The organism is Methylomonas defluvii (assembly GCF_033949435.1).
Taxonomy (GTDB): domain Bacteria; phylum Pseudomonadota; class Gammaproteobacteria; order Methylococcales; family Methylomonadaceae; genus Methylomonas; species Methylomonas defluvii.
The window spans coordinates 71,179-88,374 of record NZ_JAXARY010000011.1 but is presented as its reverse complement, the minus strand read 5'-3'; the positions used below and the strand labels follow the sequence as shown (position 1 = coordinate 88,374).

The 17,196-nt window shown below is 52.0% G+C and carries 17 protein-coding genes; 10 read left to right on the top strand and 7 right to left on the bottom strand.

What is annotated here, in order from left to right:
• The first annotated feature begins 3 nt into the window (after positions 1 to 3).
• The 4 genes from QLH52_RS13105 to QLH52_RS13090 are packed head-to-tail and all read left to right on the top strand — an operon-like array spanning position 4 to position 4,267.
• Positions 4 to 1,668 (top strand): formylmethanofuran dehydrogenase subunit A, encoded by a 1,665-nt coding sequence (locus QLH52_RS13105; protein WP_319961889.1) that lies wholly within the window; start codon positions 4 to 6, stop codon positions 1,666 to 1,668.
• A complete protein-coding gene (gene fhcD, locus QLH52_RS13100; protein WP_319961888.1) occupies positions 1,665 to 2,561 on the top strand; it encodes a formylmethanofuran--tetrahydromethanopterin N-formyltransferase in 897 nt (298 codons plus the stop codon). The genes QLH52_RS13105 and fhcD overlap by 4 nt, the downstream gene beginning before the upstream one ends.
• Positions 2,558 to 3,370 (top strand): formylmethanofuran dehydrogenase subunit C, encoded by an 813-nt coding sequence (locus tag QLH52_RS13095; RefSeq protein WP_033159151.1) that lies wholly within the window; start codon positions 2,558 to 2,560, stop codon positions 3,368 to 3,370. Before fhcD ends, QLH52_RS13095 begins: the two co-directional genes overlap by 4 nt.
• 3 nt (positions 3,371 to 3,373) lie before the next feature.
• On the top strand, positions 3,374 to 4,267 hold the full coding sequence (locus QLH52_RS13090; RefSeq protein ID WP_319961887.1) for a radical SAM protein: 894 nt from the start codon (positions 3,374 to 3,376) through the stop codon (positions 4,265 to 4,267).
• Here the strand turns inward: QLH52_RS13090 and QLH52_RS13085 are convergent.
• From QLH52_RS13085 to QLH52_RS13075, 3 genes are all read right to left on the bottom strand, one after another.
• Complete coding sequence (locus tag QLH52_RS13085) at positions 4,264 to 4,518, bottom strand: hypothetical protein (RefSeq protein WP_101054215.1); 255 nt, start codon at positions 4,516 to 4,518, stop codon at positions 4,264 to 4,266. The genes QLH52_RS13090 and QLH52_RS13085 overlap by 4 nt on opposite strands.
• A 112-nt stretch (positions 4,519 to 4,630) precedes the next feature.
• Positions 4,631 to 5,554 (bottom strand): hypothetical protein, encoded by a 924-nt coding sequence (locus QLH52_RS13080; RefSeq protein ID WP_101054218.1) that lies wholly within the window; start codon positions 5,552 to 5,554, stop codon positions 4,631 to 4,633.
• A 136-nt stretch (positions 5,555 to 5,690) separates the two neighbouring features.
• Positions 5,691 to 5,894, bottom strand: a complete 204-nt coding sequence (locus QLH52_RS13075) for a cold-shock protein (protein WP_020483379.1) — start codon at positions 5,892 to 5,894, stop codon at positions 5,691 to 5,693.
• Between the two features lie 292 nt (positions 5,895 to 6,186).
• Here QLH52_RS13075 and clpB point away from each other — a divergent pair, with 292 nt between their 5' ends.
• Both clpB and QLH52_RS13065 read left to right on the top strand, forming a co-directional pair.
• Positions 6,187 to 8,760 carry an ATP-dependent chaperone ClpB gene (gene clpB, locus QLH52_RS13070; protein ID WP_319961886.1) on the top strand — a complete coding sequence of 858 codons (2,574 nt, stop codon included), beginning with the start codon at positions 6,187 to 6,189 and terminating at the stop codon, positions 8,758 to 8,760.
• A 355-nt stretch (positions 8,761 to 9,115) separates the two neighbouring features.
• Positions 9,116 to 10,012, top strand: a complete 897-nt coding sequence (locus QLH52_RS13065; RefSeq protein WP_165786370.1) for a choice-of-anchor A family protein — start codon at positions 9,116 to 9,118, stop codon at positions 10,010 to 10,012.
• 107 nt (positions 10,013 to 10,119) lie between these two features.
• On the opposite strand, the gene QLH52_RS13060 is transcribed toward QLH52_RS13065, so the two are convergent.
• The 3 genes from QLH52_RS13060 to rpsT all read right to left on the bottom strand — a co-directional run bounded on the left by QLH52_RS13060 (position 10,120) and on the right by rpsT (position 12,148).
• Positions 10,120 to 10,524: an ankyrin repeat domain-containing protein gene (locus QLH52_RS13060; protein ID WP_319961884.1), complete on the bottom strand. Its 405-nt coding sequence runs from the start codon at positions 10,522 to 10,524 to the stop codon at positions 10,120 to 10,122.
• Between the two features lie 114 nt (positions 10,525 to 10,638).
• A complete protein-coding gene (locus QLH52_RS13055; RefSeq protein WP_101054224.1) occupies positions 10,639 to 11,655 on the bottom strand; it encodes a Gfo/Idh/MocA family protein in 1,017 nt (338 codons plus the stop codon).
• Positions 11,656 to 11,884: 229 nt separating this feature from the next.
• The gene (gene rpsT / locus QLH52_RS13050; protein ID WP_020483383.1) at positions 11,885 to 12,148 is read right to left on the bottom strand and encodes a 30S ribosomal protein S20; all 264 of its coding nucleotides are present in this window, start codon (positions 12,146 to 12,148) and stop codon (positions 11,885 to 11,887) included.
• Between the two features lie 102 nt (positions 12,149 to 12,250).
• On the opposite strand from rpsT, the gene murJ reads away from it, so the two are divergent.
• The 4 genes from murJ (at position 12,251) to QLH52_RS13030 (ending at position 16,310) form a co-directional block, all read left to right on the top strand.
• Positions 12,251 to 13,798 (top strand): murein biosynthesis integral membrane protein MurJ, encoded by a 1,548-nt coding sequence (gene murJ, locus QLH52_RS13045; RefSeq protein WP_101054226.1) that lies wholly within the window; start codon positions 12,251 to 12,253, stop codon positions 13,796 to 13,798.
• A gap of 85 nt (positions 13,799 to 13,883) precedes the next feature.
• Positions 13,884 to 14,711, top strand: a complete 828-nt coding sequence (gene proC / locus QLH52_RS13040; RefSeq protein WP_033159144.1) for a pyrroline-5-carboxylate reductase — start codon at positions 13,884 to 13,886, stop codon at positions 14,709 to 14,711.
• Positions 14,711 to 15,286 (top strand): YggT family protein, encoded by a 576-nt coding sequence (locus tag QLH52_RS13035; protein WP_033159143.1) that lies wholly within the window; start codon positions 14,711 to 14,713, stop codon positions 15,284 to 15,286. Before proC ends, QLH52_RS13035 begins: the two co-directional genes overlap by 1 nt.
• Before the next feature lie 19 nt (positions 15,287 to 15,305).
• Positions 15,306 to 16,310 carry a DUF4124 domain-containing protein gene (locus QLH52_RS13030; RefSeq protein ID WP_319961883.1) on the top strand — a complete coding sequence of 335 codons (1,005 nt, stop codon included), beginning with the start codon at positions 15,306 to 15,308 and terminating at the stop codon, positions 16,308 to 16,310.
• Here the strand turns inward: QLH52_RS13030 and argB are convergent.
• Positions 16,293 to 17,186 (bottom strand): acetylglutamate kinase, encoded by an 894-nt coding sequence (argB, locus tag QLH52_RS13025; protein ID WP_033159176.1) that lies wholly within the window; start codon positions 17,184 to 17,186, stop codon positions 16,293 to 16,295. The genes QLH52_RS13030 and argB overlap by 18 nt on opposite strands.
• Positions 17,187 to 17,196 lie beyond the last annotated feature (10 nt).

The window sequence follows — 17,196 nt, the reverse complement described above, 5'->3', positions numbered from 1 at the left end:
CACATGTTGATAAAACTTACAGGTGGAACCGTTTACGATCCGGCCAGCGGCATCGACGGACAACAGCAAGACATTTACGTGCAGGACGGCCGCATTATCGATGCGCCTAAAGACGGCAGACCGGTTGACAAAGAATACGATTTGCGCGGCAAAGTGGTCATGTCGGGTGCCATCGACATGCACACCCACATCGGCGGCGGCAAAGGCAATATCGCCCGCACCCTATTGCCGGAAGACCATCGCCAGGACCCGGTGCACCGCACGCCGATTACCCGCTCCGGTAACGGTCACGCGATGCCCAGCACTTACGTAGCAGGCTACCGCTATGCGGAAATGGGCTACACAGCCTGCTTCGAACCGGCGGTTTTGCCGATCAACGCTCGCCAAGCACATATGGAAATGGGCGACACACCGATAGTGGATAAAGGCGGCTATGTCATGCTGGGTAGCGATGACTTTTTGCTGCGCATGATGACCGCCAACAAAGATCAAAAAGCCATCAATGATTACGTGGCCTGGACGCTGAACGCCGCCAAAGGCATCGGCATTAAGGTGGTCAACGCCGGCGGCATCAATGCGTTCAAATTCAACCAGCGCAAACTGGATTTGGACGAAAAGAACAGCCATTACGACGTCACGCCCCGTCAAATCTTGCAAACCTTAGCTAAAGCGGTGCAAGAACTCGGCATCACTCATCCTTTGCATGTGCATGGCTGCAATTTAGGCGTACCGGGCAATCTGGAAACCACCTTAAATACCATCGAAGGTATCGACGGCCTGCCGATGCACTTGACGCATATTCAGTTCCATAGCTACGGTAAAGAAGGCGATTTCAAATTCTCCTCCGGCGCCGCGCAAATTGCCGAGGCGATCAACAACAACAAGAACATTACAGCTGATGTAGGCCAGATTCTGTTCGGCCAGACCGTGACCGCCTCCGGCGACAACATGCGCCAACACGCCAACCATCGCTTCGCCAGCCCCAATAAATGGGTGTGCATGGACATCGAATGCGATGCCGGCTGCGGCGTGGTGCCGTTTAAATACAAGGACCAAAACTTCGTCAATGCCTTACAGTGGGCCATCGGTTTAGAAATATTCCTGTTGGTCGAAGATCCTTGGCGAATCTTCCTGACCACAGACCACCCCAACGGCGCGCCGTTCACCAGCTATCCGCATCTGATCCGCCTGCTGATGGACCGCAGCTTCCGGAACGACATGCTGGCGACCATCCATCCGGAAGCGCAAAAAATGACCACGCTAGCCTCGATCGAGCGCGAATACACGTTAAACGAAATCGCCATCATGACCCGCGCCGGCGCGGCCCGCATCATCGGCCTAAAAGATCGTGGCGCCTTGAGTGCAGGCAACTGGGCCGACATCACCGTTTACACTGAAAACTCGGACCGCCAGACCATGTTCACCAAACCCGATTACGTGTTCAAGGACGGCGAACTGGTCGTTAAAGACGGCGAGGTGGTGAAAGTCACCTGGGGCACGACCCATATCGTCAAACCGGACTACGATCTATCCATCGAAAAAGACCTCAAACCTTATTTCGACAAATACCTGACCATGAAACTCGGCAACTTTAAAATCAGCGACGACGAAATTAGCGAAGACGGACGCGGCAGTTTAACGGCACATCCGTTGCGAGGTGCAGCATGATCATTAATGGCGTAACCATAGACAAAACTTTCGCCGAAGCCTTTCCGATGAAGGCGACGCGCGCCATCATCACCGCGCAAAACGAAAAATGGGCGATGATTTCCGCGCAAGCGATGACCGGCTTCGCGACCTCTGTAATTGCTTGCGGCTGCGAGGCGGGCATCGAACGAGTGTTGAGCCCGAACGAAACGCCCGACGGACGGCCCGGCGTCGCCATCATGATTTACGCGATGGGCGGCAAAGGTCTGGCCAAACAATTAGAAACCCGCGCCGGCCAATGCGTATTGACCTCGCCAACCTCGGCACTATTTGCCGGCATCGAAGGCGGCAAGCCAATTCCGTTGGGTAAAAACCTGCGTTACTTCGGCGATGGCTTTCAAATTGCAAAAAAGATCGGCGGCAAGCGCTACTGGCGAGTGCCGGTAATGGACGGTGAGTTTCTTACAGAAGCTACCACAGGCATGGTGGATGCGGTCGGCGGCGGCAACTTTCTGGTGTTGGCAGAATCGCAACCACAAGCTTTGGCGGCCTGCGAGGCGGCGATTGAGGAAATGCGAAAAATCCCGAATGTGATTATGCCCTTCCCCGGCGGCGTGGTACGCTCCGGCTCCAAGGTTGGCTCAAAATACGCCTCATTGGGCGCATCAACAAACGATGCTTTTTGCCCGACTTTAAAAGGTGTGACCAAAACCGATTTATCGCCGGAAATCGAATCGGTGATGGAAATCGTCATCGACGGTTTGGCTAAGGAAGACATCGACAAGGCCATGCGCGTCGGTATCCAAGCGGTTTGCGATCTGGGCGCGGCCAACGGCATCAAGCGCATCAGTGCCGGCAACTACGGCGGCAAATTGGGACCGTTCCACTTTCATTTGCAGGAGATCATGGCATGAGCGCGTTAACCTTTACCCTGAAACAGCCAACTGACCAGCGTATCGACATGTCGCCGCTGGTTTGTCAAAAGCTGCAAGGTTTGGACGTCGATGCGATTGCCGCCATCGAACTACAGAATGGCAAAAGCCGCCGCCGGGTCGACGAGTTGTTCTACATCACCGGCATGAACACCCAAGAAATCATTATCGCCTATAGCAATAACAAGCTGGACTTCATTGGCAAGGAATTGGACGGCGGCAGCATCAGCGTACAAGGCGATACCGGCGCTTATCTGGGTATGCAACTGAAATCCGGCACGATCAACGTCAGTGGCGACGCAGGCCTGTATGCCGCATGTGAAATGAAAAACGGCTTGATTCAAATCGAAGGCGATGCCGGCGATTTTCTGGGCGGGGCCCTACCCGGTAACAAACAAGGCATGAAAGGCGGTACGGTGTTAGTGAAAGGTAATGTCGGCCAGCGTGCCGGCGACCATATGCGCCGAGGCCAGATTTTGATCGAAGGCAATGCCGGCGATTATTGCGGCTCGCGGATGCTGGCAGGCACTATCGCGGTGATGGGTAACACCGGCCGCTATCTGGGCTATGCGATGCGGCGCGGCACTTTGTTGCTATGGAATCAGCCGCAATTATCAGCGACCTTTAACGACTGCGGCTCCCACACACTGGCCTTCCTGCCCATACTGTTCGCATCGTTCAAATCCTTCAATTCCCGTTTTGCCGACAGTGGTGCGGCGTTTAACCGCGTGCAGCGTTACGGCGGCGATATGGCGGAAACCGGACGCGGCGAAGTGCTAGTCCGAATCTAACTCATGGCCGCGCAAACCCGTTACGGTTTGCGCGGCGCATCTCAAGTGAAACCGATACTCACCACCACCAATCACAACCGTAATGTCGCTGGCCTGAAATATGTCTACCCGGTCATCTCCCGCCGTGCGGGTGGTTTATCGATAGGTGTCAATTTCAATCCGAACAATGCCTGCAACTGGCGCTGTATTTACTGCCAAGTACCGCAGTTACAGCGCGGTAATGCGCCGGAAATGGATTTTGCCTTACTGGAGCAGGAACTGCGCTTCTTTTTAAATTACGTGCAACACGGCGATTTTTTTGAGCAATTTAACGTCGAAATCGATCACCGCGTTATCAAGGATATCGCCATTTCCGGCAACGGCGAACCGACCAGCTTAATAGATTTTGATAAAGCCGTGCATCTGATCGGCAAGATCGCCACGGAATCCGGCGTATTTCCAGCCAGCAAATTTGTATTGATCAGCAATGGCAGTTTGATACACCAATCGACAGTACAAGCGGGCTTGGCGGAATTGAGCGGACACAACGGCGAATTATGGTTCAAGCTGGATAGCGCGACCGAACAGGGCCGCAAGTTGATCAACAGCACAGGTCAAAGTCAGCAAAAGTTATTGGAACGTCTAGAAATTGCCACCAGACTTTGTCCAACCAAACTACAAACCTGCATGTTGCATTATCGGCAAGCGTGGTCTGATGGGGAAAAGCAGGCCTATTTAGCGCTTTTGCAGGAATTACAGTTTGACCAGATTAAACTGCAAGAAATTATGCTTTACAGCGTGGCCAGGCAATCGTTCCAAATGGAAGCGGACGAACTGGAAAGAATGAGCGTTGAAGAAATGAATGCGTTTGCCGCTGACATCAAAGCGCTGGGCTATGATGTCAGCGTCAGCCATTAGGCCGTCACGTCGAGAAGAGATCCGAGCGTTTTTTCATGAACCTTGATCATTTTGGCACCAGCCGAGGTTTCCAACTCAGCTTCTTTCAAGCTCAACACCGGCTTGAACAAATCAGCTGAACCGACATCTTTTGAGCCGCCGACTTCTTGAGCTTGCACCGGCAAATTCGCGATGGTTTGCGCGGCGGTACTGGCTTTTTGCTGAGCATTACTGATCAGACTGGTTGCGCTATTCAGTACATTGCTAATCATGGTACACCTCCTGCAAATCGAGCTTGCATCATACCGCTCCGGTTATCGGCTTGCCAAGCGCGGAACTTTAACTTCTCGACAGTGTTTTGCCTACCCAATCACATTTACTTAACTACTTGTCTTTCTTGGCTATTTTTACGTACAAATCCTTCAAAAACGGCAGCCCCTGATTCTGAAATTTCGACCAGACATAAACACCCGCTTGTTTCAGTACTTCACCTAATTTTTTGGCTGCGGCTTCTCCGCCAACCTGCTTAAACTTGGCTTCTACTATTGTGCTCCACTGCACTCTGGGCTGACCGTCAGCATCCAGAAACACCCTATCAAACAACCACATTTCCGCGACGGACACCGTCCACATAAACGCAAACGACACCGCCATACCGCCGCCCGCCACAATCACCAGCCAGGCGAACATCGGGTTCAGCTTCGTCAACCACCACGACAAAATATCCACCAGCAAAAACATATAGGGCATACCGATCGCAATACATTTGTACTTGATGGTACTGGTTTCCGAAAAACTGAAAATCAAGCCGACAAACATGAAAATAAAACTGATGCCGAACAAGTGAATATGTGACACCCGCGTCAGCGAACTGAAGGTCGCGCCTTCGTCTTCCTTGGTCAATTCCTTCAACACTTTAAAATCGCTCAAATCCGGGACCGGTGCGTCTTTGTTGTGACACATCACACACCGTTCCTGAATGATTTTTTCGATACCATCGTCGATAAAATCGTCCTTGTCGGCACCATCGCGTACCCATTGGATAATGGCGAACCGTTCCTGTTCGGATGCATTCTCCTTCATGGACCCGTTCAGCTTGGTTTCCAGCACGGTTCCCGAACGATTGCCGTAATAACTGTAAACAATGTCGTCTATCGACAGACCAAACTTGCCGTCAGCCATACCATGAGTAAACAGAATTTGGATCAAAGCCATCAGATAGCCAACCGCCACGGTAGTCAAATAGCCGGTAAACAGCACTTTGACCGGGGTATCCATTTGTTTTAAAGAAGAAAATTCGCGTGCCATAGTCAGTTACGCCGGTTTGGAAGGGATGGCTGCATTATAGCTTGGTTATATTGTCCTCGACCGAAAAATCCATTTTGTAACAGGCATAAAAAAGGCCCTTGCAAGCAAGAGCCTTTTTACCCGTAACCGTTAACGCTTATCTGGGCAGGACGTTCGCGGCAGTCAAACCTTTAGGACCGGATTCGATATCGAACTGAACCGACTGGCCTGGAGACAAGGTTTTAAAACCTTCGCCCTTAATTACGGAATGATGCACAAACACATCTTCCTTGCCTTCGGAAGGCTCGATAAATCCAAACCCTTTGGTGTTGTTGAACCACTTTACAGTGCCTGTTGCCATTTCTAAAACTCCTACAAAATAAAACTAATGGTTACGCAGACCGACAATATTGACAACCGGACCTGCTGACTAGCAAAGGCCATAATCCCTCAACATCTGTTATCTGAGCGCGAGCATTGTACTTTGAATCATTTATCAAGGCTACCAACGATGTCCATCTCAAGCCACCAATCAGTAGCAATAATTTCACCCGAAAAATAGTGGAATTATCCACCAGCCCTCGCTTGAAAAGCGTTACGTAGCGCCCCATCTCTGCGGCAACACAATTTATATCCCAAATGAGGTACGCAGCATGCGAATGGATAAATTAACCAGTAAATTTCAACAGGCGCTCAGCGACGCGCAAAGCATGGCCCTAGGCAAGGACCACCAGTTCATCGAGCCGGTGCACGTAATGTTGGCGTTGATCGATCAGGAAGGCGGCAGTATCAAACCTTTACTGATGCAGGTTGGCATCCAGGTCAACGCCTTGCGCAATGAGCTAAGCAAGGAAATTGATCGTCTGGACAGCGTCTCCGGCGCCGGCGGCGATGTGCAGATTTCCAACGAATTGTCGCGGATGTTGAATCTGACCGACAAACTGGCGCAGAAACGTAAAGATGCGTTCATCTCCAGCGAATTATTTTTGCTGGCAGCCCTGGAAGCCAGCGGCTCCTTACAAAAAATCCTCAAGCAAGCAGGCGTCACCGCTTCGGCCGTGGAAAAAGCCATCGAAAACATGCGCGGCGGCCAGAACGTCAACGATGCCAACGCCGAAGATCAACGCCAGGCCTTGAAAAAATACACCATCAACCTGACCGAACGTGCCGAACAAGGCAAGCTGGACCCGGTGATCGGTCGTGACGACGAAATCCGCCGCACCATCCAGGTCTTGCAACGCCGCACCAAAAACAACCCGGTGCTGATCGGCGAGCCGGGCGTCGGCAAAACTGCCATTGTCGAGGGTCTGGCGCAACGTATCGTTAACGGCGAAGTGCCGGAAGGTATCAAAGGTAAGCAACTATTGTCGCTAGACATGGCGGCATTAATCGCCGGCGCCAAGTTTCGCGGCGAGTTTGAGGAGCGTCTGAAAGCCGTACTTAATGACGTTGCCAAACAGGAAGGCCAGATCATCCTGTTCATCGACGAGCTGCACACCATGGTCGGCGCCGGCAAGGCCGAAGGCGCGATGGACGCCGGCAATATGCTGAAACCCGCTCTAGCTCGCGGCGAACTGCATTGCGTCGGCGCCACAACGCTGGACGAATATCGGCAATACATAGAAAAAGACGCCGCATTGGAACGCCGTTTTCAAAAAGTACTGGTCGACGAACCGAGCGTCGAAGACACCATCGCCATCTTGCGTGGCTTGAAAGAACGTTACGAAATCCACCACAGCGTCGACATCACCGACCCGGCCATCGTTGCCGCCGCCATGCTGTCGCACCGCTACATTTCCGATCGGCAATTGCCGGACAAAGCCATCGACTTGATCGACGAAGCCGCCAGCCGGATCCGGATGGAAATGGACTCCAAACCGGAATCGATGGATAAACTTGACAGGCGTTTGATTCAATTGAAAATCGAACGCGAGGCCATGAAAAACGAAAGCGACGCGGCCTCAAAAAAACGCCTGGAAATCCTGCAAGTGGAAATCGCCGACTTGGAAAAAGAATATTCCGATTTGGAAGAAATCTGGAAAGCCGAGAAAGCGGCATTGCAAGGCACTGCAACGATCAAGGAACGCCTGGAACATGCCCGCCTGGAACTGGAAGCGGCCCGCCGCAGCCAGGATTACGCGCGGATGTCCGAGCTGCAATACGGCGACATACCCAAACTGGAGAAAGAACTGGACTTGGCTTCGCAAGCAGAAATGCAGGAAACCACCCTGCTGCGCAGCAAGGTCACGGAAGAAGAAATCGCCGAAGTGGTTTCGAAATGGACCGGCATTCCGGTCTCGAAAATGATGGAAGGTGAGCGCGAAAAATTGCTGCGCATGGAAGAAGAGCTGGGCAAACGGGTGATCGGCCAAACCGAGGCCTTGAAAGCCGTCAGCAACGCGATCCGCCGCTCCCGCGCCGGCCTGTCGGACCCGAACCGGCCCAACGGCTCGTTCCTATTCTTGGGGCCGACAGGAGTCGGTAAGACCGAGCTTTGCAAGGCTTTGGCCGAATTCATGTTCGATACCGAGGAAGCAATGGTGCGCATCGACATGTCGGAGTTCATGGAGAAACATTCCGTGGCCCGTTTGATCGGCGCACCTCCCGGCTATGTCGGTTATGAAGAAGGCGGCTATCTAACTGAGGCCGTGCGCCGGAAACCCTACTCGGTCATCCTGCTTGACGAAATCGAGAAAGCCCATAACGATGTGTTTAACGTATTGCTGCAAGTGCTTGACGACGGCCGTTTGACGGATGGACAGGGTCGCACCGTCGACTTTAAAAACACGGTGGTGGTAATGACGTCGAACCTGGGCTCCAGCGTGATCCAGGAACTGGCGGGCGAAGACAACTATGTCGAAATGAAAGATGCGGTGATGGAGATTGTAGCTCAGCATTTCCGACCGGAATTCATCAATCGGGTCGATGAAGCAGTGGTCTTCCATCCGCTCGGCCAGGGCCAAATCCGCGCCATCTGTAAAATTCAGATCGAATTGTTGCGCCGTCGTCTCCAGGAAAAAGACATTGGTCTGGAAGTCAGCGAAACCGCACTGGATCTACTCGGCGAAGCCGGTTTCGATCCGGTTTACGGCGCACGGCCTTTGAAACGGGCGATACAACGGCAATTGGAAAATCCGCTGGCTAATGAGATTTTGTCAGGACGCTTCATCCCTGGGGACTCGATCAAAATCGATGTCGCAAATGACGGATTGACATTTAGCCAATAAAAACGGCTTCGAATAAGCTGCCGGGTTAGCAGTTTGCTAACCCGGTAGTCACCTGTACCAACGGCCGTATCGCCCGAAATTCAAATCAGATAGAATGGACGCCGGAAGTGCATGGTTTATCGCCGCAATCCGGGATAACCGACTATTAACGGCTCGTCACTTAATATAGGTCTCGAATCGGTAAAAGCCAACTTCTCCGGTCGACCAACGGCGTGGTCAAGTATTTGTCATCACGCTCTTATTTGAACCGTCGGTTTTGCTTAAGACATTTCCGCATGGGAAAGGATATTGTCGAGACATTATCAATTTAAGGCATCCCGCCATCATACTTATTCAAGGTTAAAGGAAAATGCGTTTGTCACACACTATAGCAACTACTAGTTTATTATTGGCTGCCGCCATCTCTCCAGCCCATGCAGCCTTGGTAGGGCCGGCCAGCGACTACAATGTTTTCGTATTCGGCAACTTCATCAGCTCAAATTCCGATACAGAGGGCAACTTGGCTGCCGGCGGCAATATTACATTGGCCAACTATTCGGTGGCCTCGCAAATCAGTGGCAACGCAGCCCGTTTGGTCGTCAACGGCACGCTTACCGCCAACAACGGCGGTGTAGGCAACGGTCAGAACGGCAGCATCTATGCAGGCGGCACCCTGCTAAGCAGCTTTACCGCCAATGGCGGCGTCTTCGCGCAAACATTGGTGGATTTTTCCGGTGCGCAAACCCAATATCAAAATATCTCCAACGCCTGGAACGCTTTGACCGCCAACGGCAGTGTCGGCAACAATTACGGTACGCTGAATCTGACCGGCAACAATAGCGAACTCAACGTGTTTGACATAGACGGCGCCGAACTGACCGCGAGCAATACGATCAACATCAGCGCTCCAAGCAATTCCACGGTATTGATCAATGTCAGCGGCACCGGCCAGATATTTCAAAACGGCCAAGTCAATCTTAACGGCATCGACGCCACACACGTCATCTACAATTTCTATGACGCAACGTCGTTAACGTTAGCGGGCAGCAAGAACCCTCAGGGCTCGATTCTAGCGCCCTGGGCCAACGTATTCGGCGGTTACGGACAATTGAACGGCCAATTGGTTGCTCAGTCGTTTGCCGGCAATATCGAATTCCACAACCAGCTGTTCGCCAGCAATATTGCCGCAGTGCCCGTACCAGCGGCGATTTGGTTGTTCGGCTCTGCCTTAGGTATTTTGGGAATCAACGGCCGGAAAAAACTCGCGCGTTAAGTCTCCGCGTGACTCCCTTAAGCTAACTCGAGGGAGTCACGCCCATCTTTTCTCGTCGAAAAATCTTGGCATCCCCGCTAATCGCTCAATCTGTGCGCACGCGATGGCTATTCCTTGGCCCCCGCCCGCACCAGCATATCTGCAATTTCCCAATGGCCTCGTGTTCTAGCAAACTGCAGCGCATTTGCTGTCGGCTTAGCGCCGTTCGCCAATAGCAGTTCCACCATTTCCGTCCGCCCTCTACCGGCCGCCAACCCCAAAGCGGCACTATCGCCAGCGTTGATATCCATTCCCGCATCCAGAAATAATCGCACCGCCGCCATATCGCCGGCTCCAGCCGAGGTCGCGAATTGCTGTGCCGTGTATTCAACACCCATTTGCTGCAAATCTTTCCGGGCTTGTACCACGTCAACGGCGCATGCAGAACCCACTTGAAGAACACTCAATGTCGCTAACATCGCAACGATACGTAAGGCATCACACCGAACAATTTTGGATAATATTTCGTTCATCGACAAGCTCCTGAGGCCGCAAACTCATATGAATTAAACGCGAACGAGGCTCAAAGACATGGCCTTTTTGCAGAGTTTGACAGCACTCGCTCAGACGTCCTCGCCTTGTTGCCATTAAATTTCGACGACCCGACCTTCCGCCGCCGATTGCAATGCGGCCACTATCGTTCTGCAATTGTCGCGGGCATCGGCTAGGGACAACTGCGGCCCCTTACCGCTCAGCACGCAATTGCTGAAATGCTCAATCTCCAGGCGGAAGTGATTGGAAGCCGGCAAACGCTCTTCGGACTGGCGACCGTCCTCGGTCCACCAAGAAATCACTGGCACATCACCGGGCAATTGCCAAACCACATGACATTTGATACCCCCTTGGGTACCGATGATTTCGTATTCGCAGCGCCGAGCCCGTTCAAAGCTGAAATCGAAATGCGCAAATTTGCCTTCGCCAAAATCCAGCACGCCGCTAGTGGCGATGTCGGCGCCGCTTTCCACGTATTTAGACAACGCCGTTACCCGGCAAGGGGATTGCTGAAAAAACATGCGTAGCGAATGAATTGCATAGCAGCCGATATCCCACATCGCGCCACCGCCGTGCGAAACATCGTCGGCTAAACGATACATCCGGGCCGGGCGCATCATGAACGAATAGCTGGCACGTACTGATCGAATTTCACCTATCAGTCCGGAACCGATCAACTCCAATACTCGGGCATGTTGCGGATGGAATCGATACATAAAGCCTTCCATCACGGTCACCCCGTAACGGCGAGCAGCGGTTTCAATTGCATCGATATCGGCAACTGTCAGCGCCATCGGTTTTTCGCACAGCACATGCTTGCGATGCTCGATGGCACGTAAAGTCCATTCAGCGTGTTCATGATTGGCCATTGGCAAATAAATGGCTTGTACGTCATCGTCGTTGAGCAGAGAATCTAAATTGTCGTAACTCTGTATCTCAGGGTGGCAGGGGGCATACTTAGCCAACGTTTGCGCCGCAGCCCCGGGACGGCGGCTGGCGATACCAATCAGTTCGGCATTGGATGCTTCGACTATTGCCGGCAATAAGCGTTCGTTGATGCGGGCCGCGCCGAGAATGCCCCAACGCAGTTTGGCTTGGTCTTGGTTATTCATGACAGTACCTTAGGCTGATGAGCTGAAAGCTATCAGATTAGCAGCATGTCCACGCGCCGCAAGCAACTTATTCCAAATAAGTTGCTTGAAAGCTAACAACCTTTGATTATCGGAAAGATTAGGAACCAGAGCATCTGGTATCTGCGCGAGATAAAACCGCCGCGCATAAAAAAGGCCCAAGCAACATCTGTTGCATAGGCCTTGCTGATCTATCGACTTTGCGTCGAGATCAAGCCATTGCGCGCAATCTGTCGTTAAGTCTGCTTTTGCTGCGAGCGGCTTTATTTTTGTGGATCAGGCCTTTGTTAACAGCCGAATCAATTACAGGAACAGCGGTTTTAAACGCGGCTTGAGCTTGCTCTTTATCGCCTGCTCTAACAGCGGCGATCACTTTTTTAACGAAAGTGCGTAAGTTGCTGCGCTGTCCGGCATTGCGAATACGGCTTTTCTCAGCCTGACGCGCTCTTTTTCTAGCTTGTGGTGAATTAGCCATAGTCTATCAGTTCTTTTGAGTTAATCTGGAACCGCGTATTATCATTTTGGATGCTATGATTGTCAAATTTTTAGTGTTCCCAAACTCAATCTGAGGCCTGCAGTGAGCAAGCAGCTGTTTAAATCCACCGCAATCGTTAGCAGTATGACCATGATTTCGCGGATCATGGGTTTTGTAAGAGACATGCTATTTGCCAACATTTTTGGCGTTAACGCGGCAACCGATGCGTTTTTCGTGGCCTTCAGGATTCCGAACTTTCTACGCCGCTTATTCACGGAAGGCGCGTTCGCGCAGGCATTTGTGCCGGCACTGACCGATTATAACGAAAAAGGTAGCCGCGAGGCATTCCAGCTGTTTATCGACCGCACCGCCGGCACCTTGGCTGTCTTGTTGATGTTATTCACAGTGGCAGGCGTCATTGCAGCGCCGTTGCTGATCCTGCTTTTTGCACCCGGCTTTCTGTGGGAAGGCGGCCAGTACGAACTGGCTGTGCAGATGCTGCGCATCACCTTCCCGTATCTGTTCTTCGTTACGTTGGTTGCCTTCGCCGGTGCGATTTTGAACGCACGCGGCAAATTCGCCATTCCGGCACTGACTCCAGTATTTCTGAATATTTGCATGATAGGCGCTGCAATCTGGATTTCGCCGTTAATGGCCGAACCGATTATGGCTTTAGCGTGGGGCGTATTTGGCGCCGGCGTAGTGCAACTGTTATTTCAAATCCCTGCACTGATAAGGCTCGGCTTGCTGCCCAGGCCGCGCTGGGGCTACCAAGACCCAGCGGTGCAACGTATGCTCAAGCAGATGCTCCCCGCCATTTTTGGGGTCTCCGTGGTGCAAGTCAATTTGCTGTTCGGCACTCTGGTAGCCTCATTTTTAACTTCGGGCAGCGTTTCTTGGCTTTACTACTCCGATAGACTGGTGGAGTTTCCGCTCGGAATTTTGGGTGTGGCGCTGGCGACAGTCATTTTGCCGAGATTGTCCGAGAACCATGCCGCTGAAGATGCCCTGGCCTTTTCCAAAGCGTTGGACTGGGGCTTGAAACTGGTGTTACTGATCGGCCTGCCTGCTACCCTGGGTTTAACACTGCTGGCTGAGCCCTTGTTATCAACGCTGTTTCAATATAATGAATTCGGCAGCGACGATGTGCGGATGGCAGGCAAGAGCCTGATGGCTTATGCGCTAGGCTTACTGGCCTTTATGTTGATCAAGATATTGGTTCCAGGCTTCACTTCCCGCCAGGATACACAAACGCCAATGCGTTTTGGTATGCATTCCATCGTCGCGAATATCATATTGAGTGTGCTGCTGGCATTTCCCTTCGCTCATCTTGGCATCGCCCTGGCAACTACCTTGTCTGCATACCTAAACGCGCTCCTTCTTTTGTTGACGTTGTTAAAAACCCGAATTTACCAGCCTTGCGAGCAATGGCTAATATTCATAATGCGGGTTGTGGTGGCCAACGCAGTGATGTCGGCGTTTTTATATTATTTTGTCGACGTGACGCTTTGGCTCGATTGGAGCGCGTCGCAACGAGGCCTGCACCTGGGGATAACAATCGGCTCGGCAATCTTGATTTATAGTTCGGCGCTGATACTGTTAGGTATCCGCCCCCGGCATATCGGCTTGCAAAAATCCGTAACGACTTGAGATTCTCTGCGACGCCACCATTGTCATGTAGAATGCATCGCGAAAAGCGGTTTCCGTAACAATTCAACAGACTAATCAGTAAGCTATGAAAACAAAAACAATCGGTTTTATTGGTGGCGGTAATATGGCGACCAGTCTAATCAGCGGCTTGATTGCCAGCGGCCATTCACCGCAGCAGATCTGGGTGTCGGATACCGCGCCCGCCACGTTGCAGGCTCACACCGATCAACTTCATGTCAATACTACCGCCAACAACGAGACAGTCATTAACGAAGTCGAAGTCGTGGTGCTGGCAGTTAAACCGCAAATATTGCGCGATGTTGCTTTGCAAATCGCTCCCAGCCTGAAACAAAAGAATGTGCTGGTCGTATCGATTGCCGCCGGCATTTCCCAACAAAGCCTGTCTAAGTGGCTAGGTAGCGAGGCCGCTATCGTGCGCTGCATGCCAAACACACCGGCACTGGTGCAAACCGGTGCAACCGCATTGCACGCCAACGCCAATGTTGATGACGAACAAAAAGATCTGGCCGAAAATATTTTACGCGCTGTCGGTTTGGCCCTGTGGGTCAACGACGAAAACCAACTTGACGCGGTAACCGCCGTCTCCGGCAGCGGACCAGCCTATTTCTTCCTGCTGATGGAAGCGATGGAAAAAGCCGCCCTGGAATTGGGCCTGGACGAACGTTCCGCCAGACTGCTGATACAACAAACCGCGCTGGGCGCCGCCAAAATTGCTTTGGAATCGGCCGAATCGCCCGCACAATTGCGCGCCAGAGTTACCTCGCCGGGCGGCACCACTCAGCAAGCCATAGAGACATTTATGCAAAACGGTTTTGTCGAACTGGTTGCCAAAGCCTTGCATGCCGCCAATGACCGTTCCATTGAAATGTCAAAACAACTAGGAGCCGACTAATGGGCAGCAATTACATGACCGACCCGATAGTGTTCCTGATAGACACCCTGTTTTCTTTATACATTTTAGCGGTGGCATTGCGCTTCTTATTGCAGTGGACCCAGGCCGATTTTTACAACCCGGTATCGCAATTTCTGGTGAAAATCACCCATCCGCCGCTAAGGATCATGCGCCGTTTCATCCCGTCTATCGGCCGCATCGATAGCTCTTCTCTGGTATTGGCCTTGTTGCTGCAAATAGTAGCCAACTTCTCGATACTGGCTATTAAAGGCTTGTCCGTGAGTTTTGTGGCATTGACGTTATTGTCGTTTACCGACTTGCTGAAAATGCTGATCGATATTTTCGTTTACGCCATTTTTGCCGGCGCCATCCTCAGTTGGTTCGCCCCCGGCAGCTACGGCTCAGCCTCATCGATTTTGTACAGTTTGACTGATCCGCTGCTGAACGTGTGTCGCAAGGTTTTACCCGACCTGGGCGGGATAGATTTATCGCCGCTGGTGGCGCTGGTATTGTTGCAACTGGCAAAAATGATGATTTTGCCGCCCTTGCATCAATTGGTCAGCCTACTGGGCTAGGCCTCTAGCCAGTATTGCCATGCGACATGCCCCCTTCAAACGAACCTCATTTGTCGCTCTAGCTTTGCTATGTGCATTGGGTCAGCCGGCATATGCCAAAAAAATGTATCGTTGGGTGGATGAAAACGGTAACGTCTATTTCTCCGACCAAGTACCGCCGGATCAGGTAAAGCACAAACGGGAAACATTAAGCGAGAAAGCCCGCGTGCTCGATGTGCTTGAAAAAGCCAAAACCGCCGAACAAATAGCCCAGCAAAAGCGGCTGGATGCGCTACGCAAGGAACAGGAAAAGATCATTGCCAGGCAAAACGCCAACGACAAAGTCCTGCTGAGCACTTTTCGTAACATTGATGATATGAATAAAGCCTTGATCAATAAAATGGCTTCCTTCGATGCCGGGCAAAAAGTGATTGAAGGTAATATCGAACGCATTCAACTGCAATTGCAGCAGCAACAGCAACAAGCCGCCAATCTTGAGCGCGGCGGCAGCAAGATACCGCCGAAATTACTGGCGGATATTGCCGCCAGCAAACAACAGATAGAAGCGGGCAAACAAGAGCTTTTGCGTCACCAACAAGACAGACAAAACAGCGAAAAAGAATTCAAAGCCGACATAGCCCGCTTTCAATTCCTCACCCAAGCCAACAACAACGACGGAAAACCGGTCAACGGCGATAGTTTAGCGGCCAGTAACGCCAGCAACGAGTTAGGCCTGTTTGTTTGCCAGGACGCCGGGCAATGCGAAAAAGCCTGGAAAGTCGCCGGCGAGTTTGTCGCGACTCACTCCACCACCGGCCAAGACGTGGAAAGCGAGAAACTGATCATGCGCGCGGCCCCGCAGAAAGACGACGATTTAAGCCTGTCGGTATCGCTACTGGAGCGTAACAACACTTTGCAGATATTTCTGGATATTCGCTGCCGCCAATCCAGCCTGGGCAACGAATTATGTTCAGGCGCCAAGGCGCAAAGTATTCGCCAAGCCTTTGCACCATTCATTCAATCCAGCTTAGCGGCGCAACAATAAGGTACCGACACCCTGATCGGTGAACAGCTCCAGCAACACCGCGTGCTCGACCCGCCCGTCGATGATATGCACACTGGTCACACCGCCCTTCAACGCATCAGTGCCGCAGCGGGTTTTCGGAATCATCCCCCCGGAAATCGTGCCATCGGCAATCAGATTATCAATATCGGTCAAGGTCAGACCGGTCAGCAAATTGCCCTGTCTGTCCATAATGCCGGGTATGTTGGTTAACAACATCAGCTTTTCAGCTTTTAACACTTCGGCAACCTTACCGGCCACCAAATCCGCATTGATATTGTAGGAATGTCCGTCCTTACCCACACCAATCGGCGCGATCACCGGAATAAAATCGCTGTTACCCAACATTTCCACCACCGCCGGATCGATACTGCTGACTTCGCCGACATGTCCCAGATCAATAATTTCCGGAGCATCATCCAGCGTCGCGCCGGCCTTGGTCATGTTGATCTTACGGGCATGGATGAAGTTACCGTCCTTACCGGTCAGACCTACCGCCTTGCCGCCCTGCATATTGATCATATTCACGATCTCTTTGTTTACCAGGCCGCCCAGCACCATTTCCACCACATCCATGGTTTCGCTGTCGGTTACGCGCATACCGTCGATAAACTCGGAGGTTTTACCCAGGCGTTTTAACAAGTCGCCGATTTGCGGCCCGCCGCCATGCACGACGATAGGATTAATACCTACCAGCTTCATCAACACGATGTCGCGGGCGAAGCTGTGTTTCAACGCATCATCGACCATCGCGTTGCCACCGAATTTAATCACAACGGTTTTACCCTTGAATTTTTGAATATACGGCAAGGCTTCGATAAGAACGTGGGCAATCTGGTGCGCGGTTTTTTCTTTCATGATCACTAAC